Annotated in this window: 21 protein-coding genes and 1 pseudogene; 19 read left to right on the forward strand and 3 right to left on the reverse strand. The window is 40.5% G+C overall.

All coding sequences use genetic code 11. The features are described 5' to 3' along the window. The first annotated feature begins 28 nt into the window (after window positions 1-28). The 8 genes from alaS to trxA all read left to right on the forward strand — a co-directional run bounded on the left by alaS (window position 29) and on the right by trxA (window position 7487). On the forward strand, window positions 29-2671 hold the full coding sequence (gene alaS / locus FC98_RS07710) for an alanine--tRNA ligase (protein WP_056949412.1): 2643 nt from the start codon (window positions 29-31) through the stop codon (window positions 2669-2671). Between the two features lie 108 nt (window positions 2672-2779). After that, window positions 2780-3073 (forward strand): IreB family regulatory phosphoprotein, encoded by a 294-nt coding sequence (locus FC98_RS07715; RefSeq protein WP_008857969.1) that lies wholly within the window; start codon window positions 2780-2782, stop codon window positions 3071-3073. Further along, a complete protein-coding gene (gene ruvX / locus FC98_RS07720) occupies window positions 3070-3504 on the forward strand; it encodes a Holliday junction resolvase RuvX (protein WP_008857968.1) in 435 nt (144 codons plus the stop codon). The genes FC98_RS07715 and ruvX overlap by 4 nt, the downstream gene beginning before the upstream one ends. A 6-nt stretch (window positions 3505-3510) precedes the next feature. Further along, window positions 3511-3846, forward strand: coding sequence for a DUF1292 domain-containing protein (locus FC98_RS07725; RefSeq protein WP_008857967.1), 336 nt, complete (start codon window positions 3511-3513; stop codon window positions 3844-3846). Between the two features lie 94 nt (window positions 3847-3940). After that, a complete protein-coding gene (locus FC98_RS07730) occupies window positions 3941-4213 on the forward strand; it encodes a cell division protein ZapA (RefSeq protein ID WP_008857966.1) in 273 nt (90 codons plus the stop codon). 5 nt (window positions 4214-4218) lie between these two features. Continuing rightward, complete coding sequence (locus FC98_RS07735; protein ID WP_008857965.1) at window positions 4219-4737, forward strand: CvpA family protein; 519 nt, start codon at window positions 4219-4221, stop codon at window positions 4735-4737. After that, window positions 4734-7097, forward strand: coding sequence for an endonuclease MutS2 (locus FC98_RS07740; RefSeq protein ID WP_056949413.1), 2364 nt, complete (start codon window positions 4734-4736; stop codon window positions 7095-7097). Before FC98_RS07735 ends, FC98_RS07740 begins: the two co-directional genes overlap by 4 nt. Before the next feature lie 78 nt (window positions 7098-7175). Beyond that, entirely contained in the window at window positions 7176-7487 is a 312-nt protein-coding gene (trxA, locus tag FC98_RS07745) for a thioredoxin (protein WP_040471921.1), read from the forward strand. A gap of 130 nt (window positions 7488-7617) precedes the next feature. Here the strand turns inward: trxA and FC98_RS07750 are convergent, their stop codons facing one another. Then, on the reverse strand, window positions 7618-8136 hold the full coding sequence (locus tag FC98_RS07750; RefSeq protein WP_008857962.1) for a DUF2507 domain-containing protein: 519 nt from the start codon (window positions 8134-8136) through the stop codon (window positions 7618-7620). Between the two features lie 156 nt (window positions 8137-8292). Between FC98_RS07750 and murI the strand changes: the two genes are divergently transcribed. From murI to cbpB, 4 genes are read left to right on the forward strand one after another with little or no spacing between them, the layout of a single operon-like run. Further along, complete coding sequence (gene murI, locus FC98_RS07755) at window positions 8293-9063, forward strand: glutamate racemase (protein ID WP_008857961.1); 771 nt, start codon at window positions 8293-8295, stop codon at window positions 9061-9063. Between the two features lie 16 nt (window positions 9064-9079). Beyond that, entirely contained in the window at window positions 9080-9676 is a 597-nt protein-coding gene (locus FC98_RS07760; protein ID WP_008857960.1) for an XTP/dITP diphosphatase, read from the forward strand. Continuing rightward, on the forward strand, window positions 9676-10191 hold the full coding sequence (locus FC98_RS07765) for a metallophosphoesterase (RefSeq protein ID WP_008857959.1): 516 nt from the start codon (window positions 9676-9678) through the stop codon (window positions 10189-10191). Before FC98_RS07760 ends, FC98_RS07765 begins: the two co-directional genes overlap by 1 nt. Before the next feature lie 20 nt (window positions 10192-10211). Then, a complete protein-coding gene (gene cbpB, locus FC98_RS07770) occupies window positions 10212-10724 on the forward strand; it encodes a cyclic-di-AMP-binding protein CbpB (RefSeq protein WP_008857958.1) in 513 nt (170 codons plus the stop codon). A gap of 215 nt (window positions 10725-10939) precedes the next feature. Here cbpB and FC98_RS07775 read toward each other — a convergent pair whose 3' ends face one another. Beyond that, window positions 10940-11827 (reverse strand): mechanosensitive ion channel family protein, encoded by an 888-nt coding sequence (locus FC98_RS07775; protein WP_008857957.1) that lies wholly within the window; start codon window positions 11825-11827, stop codon window positions 10940-10942. A 144-nt stretch (window positions 11828-11971) separates the two neighbouring features. Between FC98_RS07775 and FC98_RS07780 the strand changes: the two genes are divergently transcribed. Continuing rightward, entirely contained in the window at window positions 11972-12391 is a 420-nt protein-coding gene (locus FC98_RS07780) for a DUF948 domain-containing protein (RefSeq protein WP_008857956.1), read from the forward strand. A gap of 17 nt (window positions 12392-12408) precedes the next feature. Further along, window positions 12409-12882, forward strand: a complete 474-nt coding sequence (locus tag FC98_RS07785; protein WP_008857955.1) for a YtxH domain-containing protein — start codon at window positions 12409-12411, stop codon at window positions 12880-12882. Between the two features lie 103 nt (window positions 12883-12985). On the opposite strand, the gene FC98_RS07790 is transcribed toward FC98_RS07785, so the two are convergent. Beyond that, window positions 12986-14086 carry a M24 family metallopeptidase gene (locus FC98_RS07790; RefSeq protein WP_054654910.1) on the reverse strand — a complete coding sequence of 367 codons (1101 nt, stop codon included), beginning with the start codon at window positions 14084-14086 and terminating at the stop codon, window positions 12986-12988. Window positions 14087-14291: 205 nt separating this feature from the next. Here FC98_RS07790 and ccpA point away from each other — a divergent pair, with 205 nt between their 5' ends. From ccpA to FC98_RS07815, 5 genes and pseudogenes are all read left to right on the forward strand, one after another. Further along, entirely contained in the window at window positions 14292-15293 is a 1002-nt protein-coding gene (gene ccpA / locus FC98_RS07795; protein WP_040471935.1) for a catabolite control protein A, read from the forward strand. Between the two features lie 209 nt (window positions 15294-15502). Continuing rightward, window positions 15503-16237 carry a YebC/PmpR family DNA-binding transcriptional regulator gene (locus FC98_RS07800; protein ID WP_054654908.1) on the forward strand — a complete coding sequence of 245 codons (735 nt, stop codon included), beginning with the start codon at window positions 15503-15505 and terminating at the stop codon, window positions 16235-16237. 112 nt (window positions 16238-16349) lie between these two features. Beyond that, window positions 16350-17321: a competence type IV pilus ATPase ComGA gene (comGA, locus tag FC98_RS07805; protein WP_008857949.1), complete on the forward strand. Its 972-nt coding sequence runs from the start codon at window positions 16350-16352 to the stop codon at window positions 17319-17321. After that, entirely contained in the window at window positions 17251-18312 is a 1062-nt protein-coding gene (locus tag FC98_RS07810) for a type II secretion system F family protein (RefSeq protein WP_054654906.1), read from the forward strand. Before comGA ends, FC98_RS07810 begins: the two co-directional genes overlap by 71 nt. Window position 18313: 1 nt before the next feature. Further along, a pseudogene (locus FC98_RS07815) lies at window positions 18314-18421 on the forward strand (prepilin-type N-terminal cleavage/methylation domain-containing protein); the annotation flags it as partial.

An 18421-nucleotide genomic window follows, 5' to 3' on the forward strand; every position in this document is an offset into this window, starting at 1 on the left:
GTTTTATTTTGTTAAAGGAGAATGAATGATGAAGAATTTAAGCAGTGGTCAAATTAGACAACTATTTCTAGACTTTTTCCAAGAAAAGGGCCATACAATTGAGCCAAGTGCTTCGTTAATTCCAGTAGAAGACCCGACGTTATTGTGGATCAATTCTGGCGTCGCAACAATGAAAAAATATTTTGATGGTTCAGTTGTCCCTAAGAATCCGCGAATGACGAGTTCACAAAAGAGTATTCGGACGAACGATATTGAAAATGTCGGCAAAACACCCCGTCATCACACGTTGTTTGAAATGTTGGGGAATTTTTCGGTTGGTGACTATTTCAAAAAAGAAGCAATTACTTGGGCCTTTGAATTGTTGACCTCACCTGAGTGGTTTGGTTGGGATAAAGAAAAGCTTTACATGACAGTTTATCCCAAAGATACGGATGCTAAAAAGTATTGGGAACAGGTTGGGGTAGCCCCGGACCACATTATTGAAATTGAAGATAACTTTTGGGATATTGGTCAGGGACCTTCTGGACCTGATTCAGAGATCTTTTATGATCGTGGCGAAGATTTTGATAACTTACAATCAGATGATCCCGAAAATTACCCTGGTGGTGAAAATGATCGGTGGCTTGAAGTCTGGAACATTGTTTTTTCACAGTTTAACCACACCCCACAAGATACTTATGAACCACTTCCTAGAAAAAACATTGATACTGGGATGGGGCTTGAACGGGTTGTGTCAATCTTTCAACATGCGCGAACAAATTTTGAAACTGATTTGTTCTTACCGATGATTAGAGAAACCGAGAAGCTCAGCGATCATAAGACCTATGGTACTAGCAAGCAAGATGATGTGGCCTTTAGAATTATTGCGGACCACGCTCGGGCAATTACGGTTGCCATTGGCGACGGCGCGCTACCGTCAAATGTCGGCCGTGGTTACGTTATTCGTCGTTTGATCCGGCGGGCAATTGTGAATGGTCAGAGATTGGGCATTAATCAGGCTTTCTTGTACAAGTTAGCTCCGGTTGTGGGGCAGACCTTGGAATCATATTATCCCGATGTCTTGAAGCAGAAGGACTATATTGCTAAGGTTATCCGGTCTGAAGAAGATCGGTTTAACGAAACTTTGGCTGACGGGTTAAAATTGCTGAACCAAGTGATCGATGATGCTAAAACCAATCATCAGACCATTATTGATGGCCCGACAGCATTTAAGCTATACGATACTTACGGTTTCCCAGTTGAGCTGACCCAAGAAGAAGCTGCTGAAGTCGGGTTAACGGTTGATGAAGCTGGTTTTGAAACTGAAATGCAAAAGCAAAAAGACCGCGCACGCAATGCCCGTAGCGGTGCTAAGTCAATGGGCGTACAGCGAGATCTCTTGCTGGAAATCAAGACTAAAAGTGACTACGTTGGCTATGATACCCTAGATGTTGACCATGCTAAAATTGAAGACATTGTCGAAAACGAAAAACTGGTCAACCAATCAAAGGGCGGCACGGTTGAAGTTATTTTTAATAAAACACCATTCTACGCTGAAATGGGTGGTCAAGTTGCCGACCGCGGGGTTGTTCTTGATGAAGAGGGAGACAAGGTTGCTGATGTGGTTGATGTGCAGCACGCGCCAAACGGCCAAAATTTACACACATTAAAGACCCAAGAGCCACTTATTAAGGGCAATGAGTATCACTTAGTTGTTGATAAACTATTCCACAGCCGGGTTGAAAAGAACCATACGGCAACTCATTTGCTTGATCAATCACTCAGAAACGTTTTGGGCGGTCATACTCAGCAAGCAGGTTCATTAGTTGAACCGAATTACCTGCGATTTGACTTTAATCACTTTGGCCAAGTGACCCAGGCAGATTTGGAGAAGGTTGAGAACATGGTTAACCGCCAAATCTTCAATGAAATTAACGTTGATACCGTTGTGACCGATCCTAAGACGGGTAAAAAAATGGGAGCAATTGCGCTATTTAGCGAAAAATATGGTGACAAGGTCCGAGTCGTCAGCGTTGGTGATTTTTCCGTTGAATTCTGTGGTGGTACGCATGTGAAAAATACCAGGGAAATTGGCCTGTTCAAGATTGTTTCTGAATCTGGTGTTGGGGCCGGAATTCGTCGAATTGAAGCTGTTACGTCAAAGGATGCTTTTAAACTTTTAAATGATCGAAACAAGGAACTTAATCAAATCGCCGGTGGCTTAAAGGTTAATCAGCTTAAAGATGTACCGACTAGAGTTGTCCAGCTTCAAGATGAAATCAAGGCACTGCAACAAAAACAACAGACCTTGGAAGCAAAATTGGCTGGCCAACAAGCTCAAAACGTATTCAACGACAAAAAGCAGGCTGGCAAAAATACGATTATTACTGGCATCATCAAGGATGCTGGGATGGATCAGCTTCGGCAGTTGGCAGATACGTGGCGTTCAAAGCAACTTTCAGATGTATTGGTTCTGGGAACGGGTAGTGGTCAAAAAGCTAACCTCATTGTTGCAGTTACGGACGACAAAGTTAAGAGCGGCTTAAAGGCCGGGGATTTGATTAAAGCAATTGCCTCTAATATTAAGGGAGGCGGTGGCGGCCGGCCAAATATGGCTCAAGCTGGTGGTAAGGATCCTTCTGGCCTTGATCAAGCAATGAAGGCTGCCGTTGATTGGTTGACTAACAAATAATTATTACACTGCGATTACATGTCGATTACATTGCCTCTCTTGATTGTAGTTTTACGGATAATCAGTTAGAATTAATACAAATGACCGTATGTCATAGAGGTGAATCGTATGAGTTCGTTAGATAAAACAATGTTTTTTAATTTTAATGAAGATCAACCAAAGGACGTTAGGGATACGTTACTCACTGTGTATGCTGCACTAGAGGAAAAAGGGTATAACCCTTACAATCAAATTGTTGGGTATTTGATTTCTGGTGATCCGGCATATATTCCTCGTAATTTAGATGCTCGTAATTTGATTCGCAGGCATGAGCGCGATGAGATAATCGAAGAATTAGTGCGTTTCTACTTGGATAATCATCCAAGCAATCACCCAACAGAAACCAAAAAGGGTGAAAAATGAGATTAATGGGACTAGATGTTGGCTCCAAAACCGTTGGGGTTGCTGTCAGCGACTCACTTGGCTGGACATCACAAGGGGTAGAAATAATCCCGATTGATGAAGAGAATGAACAATTCGGTTTAGATCGAGTTGCCGAACTGGTTAGTCAATACGAAGTTAACGGGTTCGTTGTTGGTTTGCCGAAGAATATGAATAACTCACTGGGGCCAAGAGCGGAGGCTTCGGAACAATATGGTAAACGTTTAGAAAAAAAGTTTGACCTTCCCGTAGATTTTGAAGATGAACGTTTAACGACCGTTGAGGCTCAACGAATGCTGACTGAAGAAGCAGATGTTTCCCGCAAGAAGCGCAAGAAAGTTATTGATAAATTAGCGGCAGGCTTGATATTACAGAATTATTTAGACCGAAAAGGAAAATTAACGAAAATTTAGTGAGGTATGCAAATTATGGCAGACGAACCAGTACAACAACAAATTACATTAGTTGATGACAACGGCGAAGAAACATTATACGATGTGTTGTTCACATTCAAATCAGAAGACTTTGATCGCTCATACATTTTAATTTATCCCGCAGGCAAGAGTGACAATGAAGAAGTCGAAATTCAAGCATATGCCCTTCCTAAGGGTGATGATCCGAGTGATCCCCAAGGTGGCGAGCTTCAGGCTATCGAAACTGATAAGGAATGGGACATGATTGAGTCAGTTCTGAACACCTTTTTAGGTAAAGATGGCGATGATCAAGATGAAGAAAACAACGATGATAATCAGTAATTAGATTGATATCGTCATTTGATCGAAGGGATTGAGAACAAAGCGTCAGTTTTGTCTCAGTCCTTTTTAATTGATTTTTTTAGGATGTGAGTGAATGATTAACAGTGAAAAACGACGATTTAAAACAACGATCGCTGGTAAAGATTATGTATTGGTTGGTAATGGCACGGTTGCTCATATGCAGGCCGTTAGTGATTTATTGAATGAGCAGCTTGACCAATTGAAAGATGCGATGCCAAACGCATCTGAGGAACAACGAGCGATTTTAATTGCGTTTAATGCAATTTCCAAACAATTTGAAATTGAAGAGCGGGTTTCAAAGGACCATCATGAACAAGCAGACGAGGTATCAAATCCAAAGGGTTGATGTAATTGATATTTAGTATTGGGATTTTCTTGATTTTAATAACTGGATTTCTCAGGGGGCTTCATCGTGGACTGGTTATCGAATTATTTAATCTAATTGGGTTTGTGGCTGCAACGGTGGTCGCAATTCTGTTTACCCAACCACTGACTGATTTGATTGATCAGGTTGTTTCCAACCAGTTGGTTAATTCACGGATTGACTTGCTGATCAAATGGCTGATTTTTGCCGGACTATTTTTACTGACTTCTAAATTGGTCCGAGTAATCAGAAATGCGATCAGGCCGATTACCAAGCTGCCAATTATTAGCCAACTTAATGGTTTGCTCGGTGGTGGTATCAACCTCATTTCACATTATTTGTTGATTTTTATCCTGCTTAATTTTTTGATAATATTGCCAAGCCAGGTCATTCATCAGCAATATAATCAATCTTCAGTTTCTCAATGGATTGTAACTCAAACACCAATTTTGTCGGATAAAATGATTCAAATTTGGGATAGGAATGGTAGTAAGGTGACGATATGAACGAAAAAGTATTAGAGACATTAGAATATGGCAAAATCAAACAGCAGTTGGCCGGTTTTTTGACGACTGATCGAGGCAATGAATTATTGGATAATTTGCGGCCTAGTGCTGATTTTAAGGTGGTTAACGACCGCTTAAACGAAACGGCAGACGGCGCAGATATTGTCCGCTTGAAGGGTGAAATCCCGATTCCAAAGCTTAGTGAAATTTCCCCTTATATGAAGCGGCTGCGGATTGAAGAGGCTTCACTGAGCGGAACTGAACTTGCGCATATCACCAAATTGTTGCGTGCCGTTCAGATAGTGAGTGCTTTCTTTGATGATTTAAAAGCTGAAGAAGTTAATTTAAGAATCATTACTGGCATTGTTGATAAGTTGACATTAATGCCAACCGTGACCAAGCGGATGATGACATCAGTTGATGACGATGGGCGGGTGTTAGATTCTGCATCCTCGGAACTAAGGGCGATTAGAAAATCAATTAGTCGTACCCAAACCGACATTCGAACTAAGATGGGTAAATTCATTAAAGGCTCAGATGCAAAGTATTTAAGTGAGCCAATTATTACTGTTCGAGACGACCGGTTTGTGTTGCCAATTCGGGCTGATTACAAGCAGAATTTTGGGGGCATTGTTCATGATCAAAGTGCTTCGGGACAGACCCTTTACGTCGAACCCAGTAATGTTGTTGAAATGAATAACCAATTAAGGCGTGATCAGCTTGCTGAAAGGGCTGAAGTTCGACGAATATTAGGTGAATTAACCAACCTCTTGCGGCCATATCGAAACGAATTAATGACGAATATGAACTTGGTGGGCCAGCTTGATTTCGTAAATGCAAAGGCCAAGTATGCTCACCAGACTGGAAGTATTCAGCCTCGTATTTCTAAAGACAACGTTGTTAATTTACGTAAAGCCCGACATCCGATGATAGACCGGGATAAGGTTGTTGCTAACGACATTGAAATTGGTGATAAGTACAGTACGATTATCGTAACCGGACCAAACACTGGTGGAAAAACTATCACGATGAAGACAATTGGGCTATTGCAGTTAATGGGGCAATCTGGTTTATTTATTACTGCTAATGAAGATAGTCAAATTGGGGCTTTTGATGAGGTGTTTGCTGATATTGGTGATGAACAATCCATCGAAGCTAACTTGAGTACCTTCTCATCACATATGGATAATATTATTTCAATGTTGGATAAGATTTCTAACAATAGCTTGGTATTACTTGATGAATTGGGAGCTGGAACCGATCCAAAAGAAGGGGCTGCGCTTGCAATGGCGATTATTGATGCCATTCATGCAACGGGGTGTGAACTGATTGCAACGACCCACTACCCAGAATTGAAAGCATTTGCGTATAACCGTTCCGGGATTATCAACGCTTCAATGGAATTTGACGTTAACACATTACGCCCAACCTACCGCTTTTTAATGGGGATTCCCGGGCAAAGTAACGCACTTAATATTGCTCAAAAGCTGGGGTTTCCCAAACAGATAATTGATAATGCCCGATCGTTTACTGATTCGAAAAATCAGGATATCAATAATATGATTGCCGAATTAACTGCTCAAACTAAGCGGGCTCATGACGAGGCTGATCAACTGCAAAAACAACTTGCTGAGTCCACAAAATTGCATCAAGAACTAACCAATCAGTTTAACAAGTATCAGGCTCAAAGAGACCGGCTAACGGAACAGGCTCAGGAGAAGGCTAACCGAGTTGTCGAAGAAGCTAAACAGCAGGCTGATAAAATTATCGCCGACCTTCATCAAAAACAAAAACAAATTGGTAAGGTTGCGATTAAGGAAAACGAACTCATTGATGCTAAGGGAGAACTTAATAAGCTGGAAGTTGCCCCGAACCTCAAAAAAAATAAGGTTCTAACTAAAGAAAAAGAAAAACACAACTTTCATACCGGAGATGATGTGCTGGTTAAGTCCTATGGTCAGCAGGGAACGTTGATCGGTAAAGAAAAAAATGGGACTTGGGATGTTCAAATAGGGATTCTTAAGATGAAAATCGATGAAGCAGATATTGAAAAAATTGCTGCCGATAAACAATCGAAACCCCAGTATCAAACCCACGTTTCCAGAACACGGTCTAGCGGAATTTCCCCTACGTTGGACTTGCGCGGGCATCGTTACGAAGAGGCGATGTTTGAATTAGACAGATACATTGATTCGGCTTTATTAGCTGGTTACCCGTCGGTTACAATTATTCATGGTAAAGGTACGGGAGCACTCAGAAAAGGCGTTACGGACTATTTAAAGCGCAATAAACGTGTAAAGAGCTTTGGCTACTCCGCCCCGAATGCTGGTGGCGATGGCTCCACTATTGTTAAATTTTAGAATTAATTGTGTGCAATTTGTTTGCATTTTTTGGGATACTTGTTAGTATTAATTTATTAGAAGATGGGAGTGTTTAGAATGGTTAAAGAAACAACAGATCAAACTTTTGAAAATGACACTGCTCAAGGTGTTACTTTGACGGACTTTTGGGCAACTTGGTGTGGGCCTTGCCGGATGCAGTCACCAGTTGTTGAAGAGTTAGCCGATGAAATGGATAATGTGACGTTTAATAAAATGGACGTTGATAAAAACCCGAATACGCCTTCTAAGTTTGGCATCATGAGTATTCCGACTTTACTTGTTAAGAAGGATGGTCAAGTTGTCGATACAATCGTGGGCTACCACCCAAAGGAACAGCTTAAGAAAGTATTGGCACAATATACTGACTAAGCGAGTTGCTGAATTGGGATGGATGTTGAACTTTAAAAACTAATATAGCAGCTATCCTGGCTTTGAGGATAGCTGCTATATTAGTTTTGAGGGCTTTACAGATAAACTTACTTGAACTTTTTTGGCTGTGTTACTCACTGTCAGGGTGATCAGTGTTATTTGTTTTTTCAATAATCTTGAAAATTTCAGAGGCTTCTTGACCGTCGTTAGGCTTATCTTTACTTAGAAAAGTTGTGATTAATACCAGTCCCTTTGACTTATTGACTTTTTCAATTTCTGATTCCGTTTGTTGATCAAGGATATATTGGCAGCTTTGAGCGATAAACCCTGATTCAAGGTAGAAGTCAGGATCGGAGAAGAGTGATAAGCGGTTGGCAACAATCTCACCACTTAATTCCCAGCTAATTTGGCTGGTTGTCCTTTTTAATAATTTTAAGTCTCCAAGCTTAAATTGCTTAAAGAACGTTTCTAGGTCCTCATAAGTTGCCAAGCGGTGGGTTCTTGATAACCGCTTGCCGGCCCAGTAAGAAATTTCGTGTGAATCGTTGCCTAAGATACTTGGTAGTAGGTCATCTCTGATGAGCCCTTGTCCCAATAGGTTGGTTAAGTTGTTGTTTTTTAACAATGTTTGGTATGCTTCATTATCCATTTTTTAATCTCCATCAGTGCAAAATGTAATAATGTTATTATACAATATATTTATTAAGTCTGTTTTGTTAGTTAACTATCTTTGTTTTATTGTAAGATAAGTCCATTAACAACGAGGGAAGAAGGGATTTAGGTGGATAATCGTCCAATTGGCGTGATGGACTCAGGGGTTGGCGGACTCACCGTTCTAAGACAGATTGTTAAATTGCTGCCAAATGAATCATTTATTTTTGTTGGCGATCAAGCAAATTTACCATATGGTCAAAAGAGTTCTAAAAAAGTCAAATTATTAACAAAACGGATTGCTGATTATCTGATTAAAAGAAACGTCAAAATGTTTGTTATTGCCTGTAACACGTCAACTGCCGCTTCGCTGGAATATTTACAACAAGTTTTGCCCATTCCAGTCATTGGCGTGATTGCGCCTGGAAGTGAAGCTGGTGTGAGGGCGTCGACGACTGGCCAAATTGGGGTGATTGCGACTAATGGTACGGTAAGGTCTGGGGACTATCAGCGGTTAATAACGCAATTAGATCCTAACAGTACCGTTTATTCACTGGGGTGTCCAGAGTTCGTAACGATGGTTGAACAGGGTTTAGCAGGCACTCAAGCGGCTCAAGTTGCAGTTAACAATCGATTAGCTTATTTTAGTGATTTGCCAATTGATACCTTAGTTTTGGGGTGCACCCATTTTCCGGTGTTAGCTCAAGAAATTAAAAATGTTGTGGGTGATCAGGTTTCGTTAGTGGACCCAGGCATCGCCACTGCCCAAAAAGTGGCTGTGTATTTGAAGCAGCATGACCAATTTACTGATCAAACCAGTAACATTGATAATGAGTTCTACACAACTGGTGATCAGAAGAAATTTGCGATAATTGCAGATCATCTTCTAGGGAAAAAGGTTACTGCCGATCATTTAGATATTTGAAAGGACTGACTCATAATTGAAACGACCAGACCAAATTGTCATTGCCTCTAAGAATGCTCATAAGATCGTTGAATTTGAAGATGCATTCAAGAACACGGGTATTACGATCAAATCATTACAGCACTTTCCAGATGCCCCAAATGTTGACGAAAGCGGGAAGACTTTTGCTGACAATGCAACGCTGAAGGCCAGTGCGATCATGAAATATACTGGTCAGGCAGTCATTGCTGACGATTCAGGATTAGTTGTTGCTTCATTGGATGGTGATCCCGGTGTTCACTCTGCTCGTTATGCCGGGGATCATGATGATGCGGCGAATAATGCTAAACTTCTTAAAGAAATGCAAAATAAAGCGAATCGGGATGCCTATTTTGAATCAGTTCTGATATATTTGACACCAGAAGGAGACAAAGTTGAAGCTTCTGGCCGTGTAAATGGACAGATCTTAACTTCGCCGCGTGGTAATAATAACTTTGGTTATGACCCACTCTTCTACGTTCCAGAAAAGCAAATGACACTAGCAGAAATGACAACTCATGATAAAAACATGATTAGCCATCGCGGTAGGGCCATTAAGCAGTTGATAAGCAAATTACTAGGGTTGTGGGATTAATGAAAATTGTTGCCGTTAGTGATAATCATGGTGATCGAAAAATCATTGAAGCGATTGTGGATAAGTATGCTGGTAATTTTGATGGCATTTTTCATTGTGGGGATTCTGAATTTTCACAGGATGACCCTTTAATCAACAAACTCCACATTGTCGTTGGAAATATGGATTTTAGTGAATTTCCAACGGATGAAACGAGTCGAATTGATGATGAACAGGTGTTAGTTACTCACGGCCATCTACAAGATGTTAACAATGGTTTGTTGAACCTAGAATTATTTGCCCGCAGTAAAAATGCAACGATTGTTTTGTTCGGTCATACCCATCAGCTTGGCGTCACACAGGATAACGGCGTCCTTTTCGTCAATCCGGGAAGTATTTCTTATCCACGTGGTCAATATGCGTCAATTGGTGGGACATACGCAGTGATTACTGCCGATGCCGAGCATTATCAAGTTCAGTATTATAGCCGTAGTCTTGAGCCAGTAAACAAGTTGCAATTTCTGTTTACAAAATAAAAAGGAGACCTTATTCATCAATGATTGATAAGCCAATCGAAACTGTAATGAGGGAAAGCAAACGGGATATTCTAATTCCGGCCGATTTAGTTGCAACAGTTAACGAAGACAATAATCTTCAGCATGTTTTCCTAGTGCTCACTAAAATTAAATATGCTAAAATTCCTGTGTTGGATAAGCAGAATCACTTTAAAGGGTTAGTCTCATTGTCAATGATTGCCGAACAGATGCTTCAAGATACGGGAATAACGACGAGACCACTCGAGAGTATGAAAGTGAAGCAAGTGATGCAAAAGAAAGTGCCGACAATCTATGAACGAGATAATTTAGAAGCAATTTTACGTTATCTAGAGGATGAGAACTTTTTACCGTATGTGGATAGTAATAATGAGTTTAAGGGGATTATCACCCGTCGTGAAATCTTTAAAGAACTTAATTATTTGGCACACAACTTTTCAAAACATTACATTGCTTTGCCAGTTTATATGCAAAGCAAACAGAAGCTTGCCGGTAAAGCAAGCGTGAGTAGCTGATAAATCACAACTTAAGCAAAGTATTTTGCAAAAGAATAGGTTAAAGTGAAATTTTAAGAAGCAAACTGGGACGGTAGGTGATTTGATCCCAGAGTTTAAGCAAATAGCGCAATCATTCCTGGTTTTGGAGTGATTGCGCTATTTGCTTAAATGGCAGCATTCAGTAAGTTCGACGTCGTTCACTTATCTCTTTTGTCATAAACTGAAAAGGGGTTTTACTTGTTGGTCGGAGCCCCAGGAATAACGACTGGACTGCTTGGCAGGGAAATACCATTTTCATTTAATTTTGAGAGATATTTTGCTAAGAAATCATGAGAAATTTGGTACTGAGCGCCATTCTTAGTGGTAATGTTTACCTGGACGACGAGTTTGCCATCTGGTAGATTGACGGTGCCGATTACTTTAGGGCGGCCAATGATATCTGGATATTGGTTAACTTGGTCATCATTGACCTCATTAATCAGTTTGATCACCTTATCAATTGGCGTCTCAGGAAGAATACCTACTTGAACCATTGCCGTCATATTATTGCGCGACATGTTAGAAATCGTTGTAATTGTTCGGTTCGGAATGAAGTTTAGCGTGCCGTCGTCGGCAACAATTTGAGTTGTGCGTAGGCCGACTGAACTGATCGTTCCCCGAATTGTGTTGATTTGAACATATTCGCCAACTTCAATTTGTTTTTCTAGTAAAATAAAAAAGCCACTCACAATATCGGTAACAAACCCTTGAGCACCCAGGCCAATTGCCAGGCTGAAGATCCCAGCACTTGCAATTAGGGTGCCGACTGGGACACCAATGGCGGATAGAACTGAATAGATCCAGAAGAACCACAAGCAATATATAAGAATATTCATTGTTAAGGTATGGAATGTTTTGATTCGTTTTTCCGTTACGGTATTTTTATATTTTTCCCGGTAACGTTTGAAGAAGTGGTTAATTAACGATTTTCCAATACGGCGACAAACTAACATCAAGATTGTAAGCAGTAAGACAATGGCAGTCTTTTGCGAGACGGTGATGAGTAACTTTCGCCAATCAAATAAGTTAAAATAATGTTGCCAGTTAATTGATAGAATGATTAATCCGATTGTATCTCTCATTATTGGCTCCCCAATTCTTTAATATACATCCATATTAGCAAATCAAATCAGCAATTAAAACCGCCGCAATGAAAAACAATTTCATTGTCAAAGCCTGATGGGAATGCTATTCTTAAGTAAATTGTTGCACAAGGAGGAATATTGATGACAGTTGGGCAAATCGCTGGTCTTATCGCGGCAATCGCGTTTTTATTACTGGTCATTTTTATTGGATTATTCTTAATGAAAGTTAGTAAAACGATATCAGAAGTTAATTCGTCCGTTCGATCGATGACAAGCAATATTGACGTCATTACAAAGCAAACAGACAAAATAATGGCAACATCTAATAGTTTAGTCAAAGACGTCGACGAAAAATTAAATATTGTCACGCCGGTATTTCAAGCCGCTGCTGATTTAGGCGAAAGTGTTTCAAGTTTAAACAAGGCGACCCAGAATTTGACTGGTAAGGTTAAAGAAACTGGGAAAAAAGGGGTAACGGCTGGAATTGCTGGTAAGTTTGGTAAATCCGCATGGAATATGTACCGAAATCATCGCCATTCTAAAAATCATTCAGCAGAATAAATAAGGAGGTCATTTAAATGGGTAAAAAGCTTGTAGGTGGTATCTTCGCTGGTTTGTTGGGAGCAGGATTATATGCTGCTTATCAGAAATTGGATGAGGATAAGAAGAATCAAATGAAGAAAAATCTTCGTGAGAAGTCTGATGAATTGCGTGATCGGGCAGTTGATTACGCCTTTTATGCCAACGATGCAATGAGCGATTTTAAGGACGTCGTTAAAGATGAGGTGAACAATGCAAGGGACAATATGAAGGATGCTTCTGATAAATTTTCAGAGAAAGCCAAGGATTATTCTGGTACTGACACTTCAGCTGACGATGAAATTAAGAAGAACCAGGATGATATTGTCGTCGATGCAGCCGATGCATTCAAAAGTTCTGGCATTCCGAGTGCTGATGATGACTTAAATGAGCAAAGTGATGAAGTGAAGAAGGATGATTCAGCTGCATCAGATGCTTCAACTCCTGATGGGGATGGTTCCCAGGATAAATAGGTGAATTGTGTTCCCTTTTGTGTAACTAAATAGTTGAAATGAGAAAACGGATCCGGCAAAGTAATTGCAACGTACTTTGGCGGATCCATTTTAATTTGATTAATTAATTCTCAACGTAGCGTAATTCTTTAGTTGTGTGCGTAAACGGTTCACAGCCGGTTTCTGTTACGTGAACGCAATCCTCAATTCTGACGCCGGCAACGTTTGGAATGTAAATACCTGGTTCGATGGAGAAGCACATCCCGGGTTGCAGTTCCATCTTATTGCCCGCCATGATTGATGGGAACTCGTGTTCACTCATCCCCATCCCATGACCTAGTCGGTGAATAAAGTAGGCACCATAGCCGGCCTTAGCAATTACGTCTCTTGCAATCTTATCGAGTTCCTCTGCTGTTATTCCGGGCTTAACAGCATCCTGAGCTGTTAACTGGGCTTCTAAACAGACCTTATAGATGTCCATAGACTTCTCATCTGGTTTGCCAACCGCGATGGTTCTTGACGCATCACTAATATAGCCTTGCCAGACCGTCCCCAAATCAAATAACACAAGTTTATTATTCTCAATTTTTTTCTCACTCGTTGCCCCATGAGGTTCTGCAGCGTGAGCAGCTGATTGGACAAGTGATGGGAAGCTAAGTTCCATAATGCCGTTTTGCATAAGCGCATATTGTAGCTCAGCGGCAACTTGATCTTCTGTCTTGCCAGCTTGGACGGCTTCAAATCCCTTTTGTAATGCAAAATCATCCCATTTACCAGCAACCTTTAGTTTTTCAATTTCATCATTGGATTTGATTAACCGCATTTGTTCAATGAATGGGGTCAGGTTTGCTGAAAAGTCGCTTGTTGGGAATAATTGTTGGAGACTCTCAAGCCGTTCAACGGAAAGTTGCGCCTTTTCAATGGCAAATTTTGTATGGTTGGTATTTTTAGCCTTAATGTGGTCGGCAATCATTTTCCATGGATTTTCATGATCCAAGTAACCATAAACTGGACTTGTCCAGCCGGTATCTTTAATGGCTTCGGTTTCTAGTGCAGGTCCAAATAAAAACGGATCGCTCTCTTTGAAGACGACTAACATCAGTACGCGTTCCGCTGGGTCACTATAAAATGTCGTTAGATATTGAATAGTCTTGGGGTCGCTGATCAAGGCAATGTCTTGGTCATTATCAGCGAGCCAACGCTGGACCTTTTCTATCTTGTTCATTATTCTCACTCCTTAATAATTTACAAGTAGTATAGCATATCCATTCAATCTAAAAGTCTGCTTTCACTTGAATTTTCACAAATGATAGGCTATGATTTACTTGAAAACGTTTTCAATTTGCTGTTAGTGGTTTTATTTGGTATATTGAATGGTGTTTTGAAAACCGATGAAAACAGATTATGACATGGAAGAAAGGGCTATCTTTATGGATAAACAAACAGTTACAATTTATGACGTTGCCCGAGAAGCTAGTGTATCAATGGCAACCGTCTCGAGAGTAGTAAATGGCAATGCAAATGTTAAACCGGCAACGCGTAAGAAGGTTTTAGACGTTATTGAAAAACTTGATTATCGTCCAAACGCCGTTGCTCGGGGCTTGGCAAGTAAGAAGACGACTACCGTTGGCGTGATTGTACCAGACGTGACCAACATGTATTTTGCATCGCTTGCCAGGGGAATTGACGATGTTGCAACAATGTATAAATACAATATTATCCTGACGAATTCTGACTCCAATAGTGAAAAGGAAATTAAAGTGCTTAACACATTGTTGTCTAAACAAGTTGACGGGATTGTGTTTATGGGCAATGAAATTACCGATAAGCTGCGAGAAGAATTTAAGCGGACTAAGACCCCCATTGTTTTGGCTGGCTCAGTGGATGATGAAGGGACTGATCCAAGCGTTAATATCGACTACGTGGCCGCTGTTCAAGAAGAGGTTAAGAATTTAATTGACCGCGGCAACAAACGGGTGGCATTTGTTTGCGGGCCACTAAATCAATCAATTAATGGCAAGTACCGGCTGAAGGGATACAAACAAGCTTTAAAGAGTGCTGGGATCCCTTATGATGATAAGTTGGTTTTTGAAACTGACGATACTTATAAGACCGGCACATTGCTCCAGCCAGCTTTAATGGCCGTTAACGCAACGGCGGCAATGGTAACTGACGATGAATTAGCTGCCGGCATTATGAACGGTATGTCTGATGCTGATATTAGTGTCCCTAATGACTTTGAAGTTATTACTAGTAATGATACAAAGCTCACTGAAATGGTTCGGCCGAAGATGTCGTCAATCACGCAGCCTTTATACGATATTGGTGCCGTTGCAATGCGGTTATTAACTAAATTAATGAATAATGAACCAGTTGAAGAAAAGAACGTCTTGTTACCATATGGCTTGATGAAACGGGAATCAACGAAGTAAGTAAGCTACTTTGGTAATGATTTTTCAATCAAGATAACAACTGGTAGATTAAGAATTTTTGAAGCTAGTTATGGCATGAGTATCCCTGGATAATAACATCTGTTAAGGGTGGTTCTTTGCTTGAAAAATCTTGAAACGCCGGTGTGTATCTGGTAGGATATTGATGTATGTTTGTAACCAGCAATAAATTTTAGAAAAGAGGAGTTATTATGTCAGGACATTCAAAATGGCATAACATTCAGGGTCGGAAAAATGCTCAGGATGCTAAACGTGGAAAAATTTTCCAAAAAATATCACGTGACTTGTATCAAGCCGCTAAAGCAGGTGATCCTGATCCAGAAAACAATCCTCAGTTACGTCTGGTAATGGAAAAAGCTCGGGCAGCCAATATGCCGAAAGATAATGTCCAACGGGCTATCGATAAAGCTTCTGGCGTTGGCGGAGCAAAATTCGAAGAAATTACTTATGAGGGTTATGGTCCCGGTGGAACCGCAATCATGGTTTCCGCATTAACTGATAATAAAAACCGAACTGCTGCAGCGGTACGTTCAGCATTTACTCATCATGGTGGATCACTTGGTGCCAATGGATCAGTTTCATATATGTTTGATCGTAAAGGCTACATTGTCATTCTAAGAGACGGTCTTGATGCGGATGAAGATACCATGCTGATGGATGCACTCGATGCCGGCGCGGATGATATGAATTCTACCGACGAAGAATTTCAGATCTTTACGGATCCAAAATCACTGCCAGAAGTTCGTGATGCCCTTCAGAAAAAGGGTTATGATTTGGATACTGCTGAAGTTCGGATGTTCCCTGAGAACACAACGGAAGTTCCAGAAGATAAAATCTCTCAATATACCGGATTGATTGATGAGCTTGAAGATAATGACGACGTTCAAGATGTTTATGAAGCCGCTACGTTACCTGAAAGCAATTAATCAATTAACTTAATCGCGTCACACTTAGATGATCATTTTTTTGGTCATCTTTTTTATTTTGTCAAAAAAGCCGTCATTAATTATCGTATTTAGATAATGTGAGGTGAATTAAATGGAAATTAGTCAACAAATGGATGGGCTTTTAAATGATGCAATCAAAAAGCGCGCGAGTGATATTTATTTTTTACCGATGGGCGATGTCTACCAAATCAAAATTAGGAATCAACAAGAAGTTGTTTTATGGGACCAAGTCCGCTATTTAACGGCTCGGAGATTGATGAATTATTGTAAATACTTGGCAGATATGGCGTTAAGTGAACAACGCCGTCCTCAACTTGGGGCAATGCAATGGCACATTGGTGATACTAAGTACGCACTGCGCTTATCTTCTGTCGGTAATTTTAATGATGATGAGTCAATGGTTATCCGGATCATTTACTCACTGGCTGATATTGAAGGCACATTCTTTAATCAAGATCAGGTTCAATTAATTTCTGAAGCGAGTCAGAAACGAGGGTTGATGGTATTTTCGGGGCCAACTGGCTCGGGGAAAACAACCACTATTTACAATTTGGTAAGGGACCTAGTGACTGACGAATTTGTGATGACGATCGAGGACCCAATCGAAATTCAGGAGGCCGGCTTTTTACAATTACAAGTTAACCATGAAGCTGGAATGGATTATTCAGATTTAATTAAGGTGGGGCTTCGACATCGTCCGGATATTTTTATTATCGGTGAGATCAGAGATTCGGTTACAGCAGAGGCAGCAGTTAAGGCAGCGTTAAGTGGCCATTTGGTATATACAACTGTTCACGCTCAAGATCCCTTGGGTGTGATTAAGCGCCTCTTACAGTTGGGCGTTAGTTCGGATTTTATCGCCCAAGCGTTGCGAGTAATCGCCTATCAGCGGTTGATTCCAACAACCATGGGTGGTCAGCGGGCTCTTTTAATGGCCCATGATTTTAAAGAATTACAATCGAAATCAACTTATGATTGGGGACGATGGCAAGATGAGCTTGAACAAGCAAGAAGGGCAGGATTGGTTTCTAAGCAAATGGTTCAAAAATACTGGCAGGGATAAGCGCTGGCGCACGCTTGAACAGGCAAACTTCTTTGATTCATTGGCTAACCTACTCAAAATGGGATTTCAATTGACTAGGGCTTTAGAATTTATTGCAGAAACTGACAAACAATTGGCAGCTGGCGTTATCCAACTTAATAATCGACTAGCCACTGGTGACAGCTTTTCAGCAAGTGCGCAAGCATTGATTGACGTGCAATCTTACTATCAATTGCTGATTGCGGAAAAGCATGGTCAACTTAGCGATGTGCTTGAAGAATTGGCGAAGTTTGATCGTTTGAAGATGAAGCAGATGAAGAAAATCAAGACAATGTTAGTTTATCCGTTGTTTCTGTGCTTTATTTTAATTGTATTGATTGTCATGATTCATGTGTATGTATTTCCGCAGATTGAGGCATTGATGCCAAGTGTTAACACCACCAAACCAGATTATTTAGGCATGACGCTTGTCAACGTTGTTTTGGGTGGCACGGTTCTGACACTAGCGGGCAGTTTTCTGTACTGGCGGCGGCAAACTATTTTGAAACGGACGCAGATGATTGTCAGAGTGCCAATAATTGGGACGCTTTACCAGAAATATATTGCTTATTATTTAGCCAGTAACTTAGCAACCTTATTGAGAAATGGGCTAAGTGTTCAAGAAATCTATCAAACATTGAATGCCTTTAATTCTCATTCGCTATTGTATGCGCTAGGTCAGCAACTAAACGAAGCACTTATTGATGGGCAATCAATCAAGCAAATGATTGCCAGATACCGTTTCATCCCTCAGGAGATTATCAAATTTATGGGGTCAGGTAACACAATTGCTGAGATGGCAAACTCAATGTCCGCTTATTCAAAGCTGATGTTTGATGACATGATTTTAACTACTAATAAGATGATTGGTTTCGTTCAACCGGCCATGTTTATATTAATTGGCATCACGATTGTATCAACATATTTTCAATTATTAATTCCAATTTATAGTTCAGTGAAAGGGATGTATTAGGATGAAAAAATGGCACCGAAAAGAAAAATCTGGTTTTACTTTAATTGAAATGACAATCGTATTATTTATTATTTCACTACCTCAATTGTCAAATCAAGTGCAACACTAA

Origin of the sequence: Lentilactobacillus kisonensis DSM 19906 = JCM 15041, from assembly GCF_001434135.1 — a bacterium.
Taxonomy (GTDB): Bacteria; Bacillota; Bacilli; order Lactobacillales; family Lactobacillaceae; genus Lentilactobacillus; species Lentilactobacillus kisonensis.